This window comes from Actinocrinis sp. (assembly GCF_035946395.1).
Classification (GTDB): Bacteria; Actinomycetota; Actinomycetes; order Streptomycetales; family Catenulisporaceae; genus Actinocrinis.
Window position 1 is genome coordinate 1 of record NZ_DASYZI010000360.1, and the last position, 6,764, is coordinate 6,764.

A 6,764-nucleotide genomic window follows, 5' to 3' on the forward strand; every position below is an offset into this window, starting at 1 on the left:
CGAGGTGGACCGCTCCACCATTACCCGGGCCGTGGGTGAGATTCGTCCGCTGCTGGCCGAGCGGGGATGTACCGTCAGCCCCGGGGTGCGTCTGCGGACGCTGGCCGAGGTAGTCGAGGTAGTCAAGCATCTTGGCGCCACTGCAACGACGGGAATCATCGACGGTACCGATCCGGGTACGGCGGCCGAGGGCCAAAAGCAAGGACCGGGACGCGTTCATCTTCGGCAAGAGCAGGCAGAACGCGCGTCGATAGGCGAGAATGCCATGGTAGGCACGAGCCGCTGCGTTGATCAGCGGCGTAGGAACCTGAATGATCGTCAGGGGCCGTGCTTGCGTGCAAATTGAGGCTTGCAGAGCGGGAAAGATCAGGTTAATCGGGTCAGACCGCACTAAGTAGCAGCCCTGGATGCTGCTGCCGGTCGGGTTGGTGCTTCCAGGGCGGGCGGCGTGGTTCGTATTCGCTGTCATCGCACGCCCTCATGACCATCTTGCGCGATGACTGTAACTGTAGACGTGTCCTTCCGCCTCATGAACGCAGGAAGGTGGCGCTGTCATCGCGACTTCGGGAGGATAAGAACATGTCTCTCGCCGATGATGACGAGCTTTACATTGAGGTCGCGCTGGAGCTTCTGCCTTCGCTGTCCGACTGGCTCAGCAGGGAGGCCGCTCTGCGCGGCCGGGTCCGCGCCGTCCGTGCGGCCCCCCAGCCGGGAGAGATGGGCGCCGGTGTCGAACTGCTGACCGTTGCCCTGGGTTCCGGTGGCGCGGGCGCGGTTCTGGTGCGTTCGATCTGCACCTGGCTTTCCCAGTGCCGTTCCGAGGTGTCGGTCTCGCTGAAGGACGCCGACGGCCGCGAGTTCCAGTTCAGTGCGAAGGCGGTGAAGATGGACACGGCCGAGGTGCTCCGCGAGGCGAGTGCGCAGTTCGCGGTGCTCCGTGGCGACAGTCGCAGTCAGGAACAGGCGGGCCGGTAGTAGGTGTCCGGCAGGTACTGCGCCCAAGAAGTATTAAAGGGTGCCTGTGAGGCGATTGAGCACAGGTATTGATATATTGATTCTGAGTTGAGAGGGTACACGATTCCGGGATTGGTGATTCCAGGATCTTGCGGATCGAATGCGTCAAGCGCGCTCTCGGCATTGAGATCCGTGTGGAGGTTTGTCGCCAGCAGCTTCCCGTCCGGACTGATGACGTAGTTGGGGATATCCCCTGATATCTGAGCATAGTCACTGATGGCTCGTCCATCGGGGGGAACCTCCGCCATGTATACCTCGTCATCGCCGGATCTCAGCTGGACACCTGTTGCCACCAGCCAGCCGCCTGAACTGGCCGCAGCGGACAGGCCCGAGACGCTGTTGACGCTGCCGCTACCGAGGGGAAGAGTGGCGATTCTCATCAACTGACGCGGGTTGCTGGCATTCCACACGCCGATGGCGTCGCCGCTGGTCGTAAGCGCGGCCCAGATGTCGTTGTCGAGCCCGGCGATGCTTCTCGGCTCCATGTCGGCGCTGGACAGGAAGCTTGGCTTGCTGAGCTCTTCCAAGCTCCACAGGGTCGTGCCGGATGCGGCCCCCTGAACGTTATTCGTCGCCAGCAGATGCCGGGGTGGATCGTAGATCGCGCCCAGGTCAGGGACGGCCGCGGTGGGCACCGCTCCTTCGGCCACCGGATGCTGCGGGTTCCCGATGTCCCATAGTTCCATCCTGTTTTGCGCTGGGCTGCTCTCGGCGACAACGGCGGCCAGCCGATCACTCAGAAACGTCACCACCCCCTCGGAGGTCACGTTGAGCGTGGCGTCGAGAACGGGATGGCTGATGTTCCTGACGTCCCAGAGGCGGACATCGTCGGTGTTTGCGACGAGCAGCAAGCCGTTATCGCTGCTGGCCCACGATGTCGAGGTGATGGAGCCGCTGGCGTACCCGAGGTCCGACAGTTCGGCGCCGGCCTGGGGATGGAGCGGGTCGGAAACGTTCCAGAGCTGCATAACGTTGCCGTCCGCGGTAGTGGTCACGACTGTGTCGCTACCTGGCAAAAAGTAACCATTGGCCCATTTCCCTGGAAGTAGGGCCTCCCGTGCTGGATGAAACGGATCGGACACATCCCACAGCTCGATGGCACCTCCACCGATGGAGTTATTGTCCGTAACCAGGAGGGTGCTGTTCCCGTTCCAGGGGGACGCACCACTGGCGTCTGTGTACACGGGGCCCGATAGCAGTGGGGTGGGTGCGGTCCACAACTCCACCGACCCGCCGGAGTCGCCGGTGAGGATCTGTGATCCGCTCGGGCTGTACGCGACGCAGTCCGGTCCCGCAGGGTCCGGCAGATTACCTATATCGGTCTCGCCAGTCTCGTTCGTGCTGGACCAGATCTCCGTCTCGCCGCCCGAATTGGCCGCTACGAATAGCTCGCTGTGCGGACGGAACGCCACAGAGGATAGCGGTGTATTAACACCAAAGGTGTTGTTCACCTGCACGCTAACCGGTTGCCTTATGTCCGCGATGTGCCAGACATATGCATCCCCATTCGACCCGACCGCGGCGAGGAGTTGCCCGACCGAGCTGAACGCGACCGACAGGGGCGAGCTCACCGCGAGAGCGGAGCGAAGCACCGGCTCGCCCGGGGTTTTCATGTCCCACAGCCCCACCTGGCCGAAGTTCGCGCTGGTCTCGCTCGCGACGGCCAGTGCGTCCCCGTCCGGGCTGAACGCGACCGAAGTCAGCGGCTGGCCGGACACGGCGACATTCGCTATGAGCGCCGTGTGCGCTGGATCGGCGACATCCCATAGCCGGAACCTGCCGTCACCGTCGCCCGTCGCCACGATCCGCCCATCCGGGCTGAACGCTACCGGCAGCCGTGTCCCCTTCGGCTGAGGAGATGCTGCGGTCGCCGGCGTGTCGGAGAGCAGAGCCGGGCGCTCTGGGCGGTCACCCACCTTCCACAATTCGAGCGAGCCCAGTGCGTGGGTCGCGAGTATTCCCCCGTTTGGGCTGAACGCCAGCCCGTCGATGGCACCCGCGCGGACCTTGAACGTGGCGGTGAGCACGGGGCGAAGCGGGTCGCTGACGCGCCACACCCGCACGGTCCCATCGTTCCACGCAGCGGCTGCGGTCGCCCCGGCGGGGCTGTACGCCACGCTGTCCACCGCTCCCTTGCCACCGCCCGGAAGCGTCAGCGGATACGGGGTGGTGAGCGAGTCATAGAGCTGGGTCCGGGCCTGGGAGGTCTTCGATGAGTTGTATGCCGCGAGGCTCAGCCACATCGCGCCGGCCGGGTCGGTCGCGCGCAGGTTGTCCGCGTCCTGGGCAAGCGCGATCGAGGATTCCACCGCCTGGCCCTGCTGATTGCCCGCCCGCTGCTGGATGGCGTAGACGCCGCCGGCGACAAGCAGCAGCACGGCGACCGCGGCGACTGTGACAAACGACCATCTCCGGGTCCTGCGACGGCGCGCCGCGCGGACGCTCGCCCGGACGAACCCTTCCTCTGCCGGACTCAACGAGCGCCGGACGCGAGCGTGTTCCTGTTCGAGCCACTTGCGGGCCTCCTCCAGCCGGGCGCCGGCGTACAACGAGCCGCCGCTCGATTTCCATACCCGTGCCGCCTCGGCCAGGCGCTGGCGATCGAGCAGGTCTTTGCGGTCGTCCTCGATCCACCGGCGCAGCCTGGGCCACGCGCGGAGCAGGGCCTCGTGCGCGATCTCGGCGGTGTCGCTGTCCACCGTGACCAGCCGCGCGGCAACATACGCGCGCAGTGCGCCCCGAATCGCGTTCTGCTCCGCGGCGGGCCGCCCGGCCAGCAGATCGTCGACGCTGACGCGCCGGCGGACGTCGTCGGTGCCGTCGCCGAGCTGGACCATGCTGAGAAGCAGCAACTTCGCCGACTCTTGAGTGTCGGCCGCGAGGTCGTCGTATACGCCGTCGGCCCGCTGGGTGACTGCGCCCCAGATCCCGCCGGTGGCCTGATAATCCGACAGGGTCAGCTCGCGCTTGTCACTCTGCTGCCATGTCGCCTGTAGCGTGAACGCGAGCAGCGGGAGGGCACTGTCGGGATCTCGGCCGGGACCTTCGACGGACTCCAGGTCCAGCAGCAACCGGTCGGTGAGCCCTTCTTCGAGCTGGAGCCCGGCGGCCTGCGCCGGGCGCTCGATCGCTGAGCTCAGCTCTTCCCGGTTCATCGGGCGCACTGGAACTTGCCCGGCCCGCACCATCGGGGCGAGTTCCGGGTAGTCCAGGCAGCGATTGTAGAAGTCGGCGCGCAGGCCGAGGATCACCTGGATCCGGGGCGTGCCGCCGCCCGCTGGGGTCGCGCAGAGCGCCTGGATGAAGGTTTGGCGTTCGGCCTCGTCGGTGCAGGCGGTGAAGATTTCCTCGAACTGGTCGACGCACAGGATCAGGCCGCCGGGGACATCATCGCCGCGCGGCCCGACGGCGATGATCCGTGGCAGTTCTCCCGGATCCGCCATGAGGATCGCGGCGACGGTTTCACCGTCCTGGCTGGTCCCGGAGGCCAGCCGGCTCGCGAGCACGCGCAGCGGATGCTCTCCCGGCGTCATGACCAACTGCGGCCAGTGCCGTGAGCCCGGCAAGTCCAGCCGTCCGGCCTTGATCGCGGGCAGCAGCCCGGCCTGTAGCAGCGACGACTTTCCCGCTCCCGAACGGCCGACGATCGCGAGCGGCCCGCCGTGACCGTCGGCGGCCAGGACGCGGAGGATCTCATTCACGAGCCGTTCCCGGCCATAGAAGTAGTCTGTGTCATCCGCGGTGAACGCTTCCAGGCCTGGATATGGGCACGGGCGGGGCACTGATGGAGCCGGCTCGGTCCGTTCGGGGTAATTAGAGCGAGAGCGGATGACCTCGGGCGCCTGCGGGTTGACTGCCACCACCAGCCTGCCGGTGTCTCCGCTCAGACGCCGCCACGGGGCGGGCACGCCTCGTGGCGGTAGGGTGCGTGCGAGGTAACGGTAGGCGTCGTCGAGCGTGAGCCCGCGTGGCGCGGCCGGGTCGCCTTCGCGGAGGAGTTCCAGCAGCGCGCCGCTGAACGCCGTGTACGGCTCCTCCGGCAGAGCGAGCGCCCGCTCGGTCGCGGAGGTCGCGCTCAGCAGGTAGCTGCCCTGCACGTTCGTCAGCTCGAACGAGTCTGCCATCGCCGTGCCGAATGCGCCGTGAGCCCGCCCTGAGAAGCAGCAGTCCAGCACCACCACGACGTGCCTGGCCCGGTGCGCCGCGAACACGCCGCGGATGGCCGCGAACGGCAGTGCCTCCACCGGCAGCATGGTGTCCTGGTCTGTCGTGGCGCTGGTGGCGAGGAACAGCTCGCCCGCGAGATCGACAAGGCCGTGGCCGATGTAATAAAGGAGCAACACGTCCTCGGCCTGTGCGGCCGCCTGGTTGATCACGCCGAGGAACCGCGACGGGTCTTCCGGGTCGGTCACCGAGACGACGTGCCGTGGGTCCATCACACACTGGTCCGTCAGCACGTCTCTCACGGCAGTTACAGTGGCGGTCACCGCGGAGATGTCCGGGAGCGCGGATCCGGGTACGTGCGTACCGGTGCCTACGACGACAGCGCGAGACCCGGGCCTGGAAAGGGCCGTGGCGGGCGGTGGTGGCTGGCCAACAGCGCTGGTACCGCCCGCAGCCGTGTGCATTCGCACCCCCGCCATCCGCGTTTTCGGGTGTTGCTCCCGAAAGTCCGTCGGTCAGCCCACAGGGCCGCACATCCGACCACACCTAGGCGTATGACCGCCCGTCCGTATCCGAATCCTGTTTCACTCGATCGAGTGAGGCGCGGGCGCCGCGGTGACGCGGGGATCCGGGAGTCGCAAGCGCATCTTGGATGGCGTGCAGCGGCGGGGTGATTTTCGTGAGAACGACGAGGATGGACCTTTGACGGATCCGGGCGGTGTTCAGGCCGGCGATAGTGGCGACTGGCTGGCCAGGGCCGTTGCCTGGGGCGCATTGCGTGATGCCTTGGTGTGGTCTTGCGCTGTTGTAGGGAGTGCATATTCGCCAGGATGATGTGCAGGAGGGCGCCGAGGCGCGCATTGGCTGTCATGTGCGATCCGCCTATCGAGCCCATTTTCCGTGGCTTTTGCCTTGAGCAGACCTTCGCTGGACGTGCCGCACCCGTCGATTGACGTTAGCCTGCATGGTCGAAACCCATCGACTCTACGTTCAGGACAACCGCGGTGGATTACTGCACCTCGTGCCTCAGAAAACTCAACGGCGTCGTGTCCTGCCCGGGATGCGGCGCCAGCGTCGACTCGAAGCCTCAGGCGCAAGCCTCGCCTTCGGGCGTCCAGACGCACCAGACGGCCGGGGGCCGACAGGATCCCCTGGTGATGCCGGCTCTCGCGAACCACGGCGCGGGCGCGCGGGCCGCGGCGTGGGTGCGAACCGACCTCGGCCACAGCCACGTCAGCGACAGAGCCCGCACGCAGCCCGAGCCACGCTCCGTAATCTACGGCGGCACCACCTCCGCCAAGTCCGAATTCGTCCCGCACGGCGGCTTCGCCGCAGGCGCTGCGGGCCGCCACCGCAACCGCCATGCCCACCGGCGCCACTCGCTCATGCGCAGAGTCACCACGACCGGTGGCTTCGCGGGGATTGCCGTCATCGGTTCTATCGCCCTAAGGGCTTGGCGCTAAATAATCTTTACGTGTTCTGATTGTCCTGCCATGGTTCTGCTATGGCTGTCACCATGGAGATCGACGAGCGGGTGCTCGCGGTGAAGTTCGAGGCGATCCTGCCGCACCTCGACGAGCGGCAAC

The 6,764-nt window shown here is 66.5% G+C and carries 4 protein-coding genes; 2 read left to right on the forward strand and 2 right to left on the reverse strand.

Annotated features, from left to right (window positions below):
• Positions 1-469: hypothetical protein (locus tag VGS97_RS29845; protein ID WP_326855582.1), on the reverse strand; the 469-nt coding region annotated here is incomplete at its 3' end.
• Positions 470-543: 74 nt separating this feature from the next.
• On the opposite strand from VGS97_RS29845, the gene VGS97_RS22345 reads away from it, so the two are divergent.
• A complete protein-coding gene (locus tag VGS97_RS22345) occupies positions 544-975 on the forward strand; it encodes an effector-associated constant component EACC1 (protein ID WP_326855579.1) in 432 nt (143 codons plus the stop codon).
• Here the strand turns inward: VGS97_RS22345 and VGS97_RS22350 are convergent.
• On the reverse strand, positions 954-5,657 hold the full coding sequence (locus VGS97_RS22350; RefSeq protein ID WP_414641793.1) for a caspase, EACC1-associated type: 4,704 nt from the start codon (positions 5,655-5,657) through the stop codon (positions 954-956). The genes VGS97_RS22345 and VGS97_RS22350 overlap by 22 nt on opposite strands.
• Positions 5,658-6,335: 678 nt before the next feature.
• Between VGS97_RS22350 and VGS97_RS22355 the strand changes: the two genes are divergently transcribed.
• Positions 6,336-6,641 (forward strand): hypothetical protein, encoded by a 306-nt coding sequence (locus VGS97_RS22355; RefSeq protein ID WP_326855581.1) that lies wholly within the window; start codon positions 6,336-6,338, stop codon positions 6,639-6,641.
• Positions 6,642-6,764 lie beyond the last annotated feature (123 nt).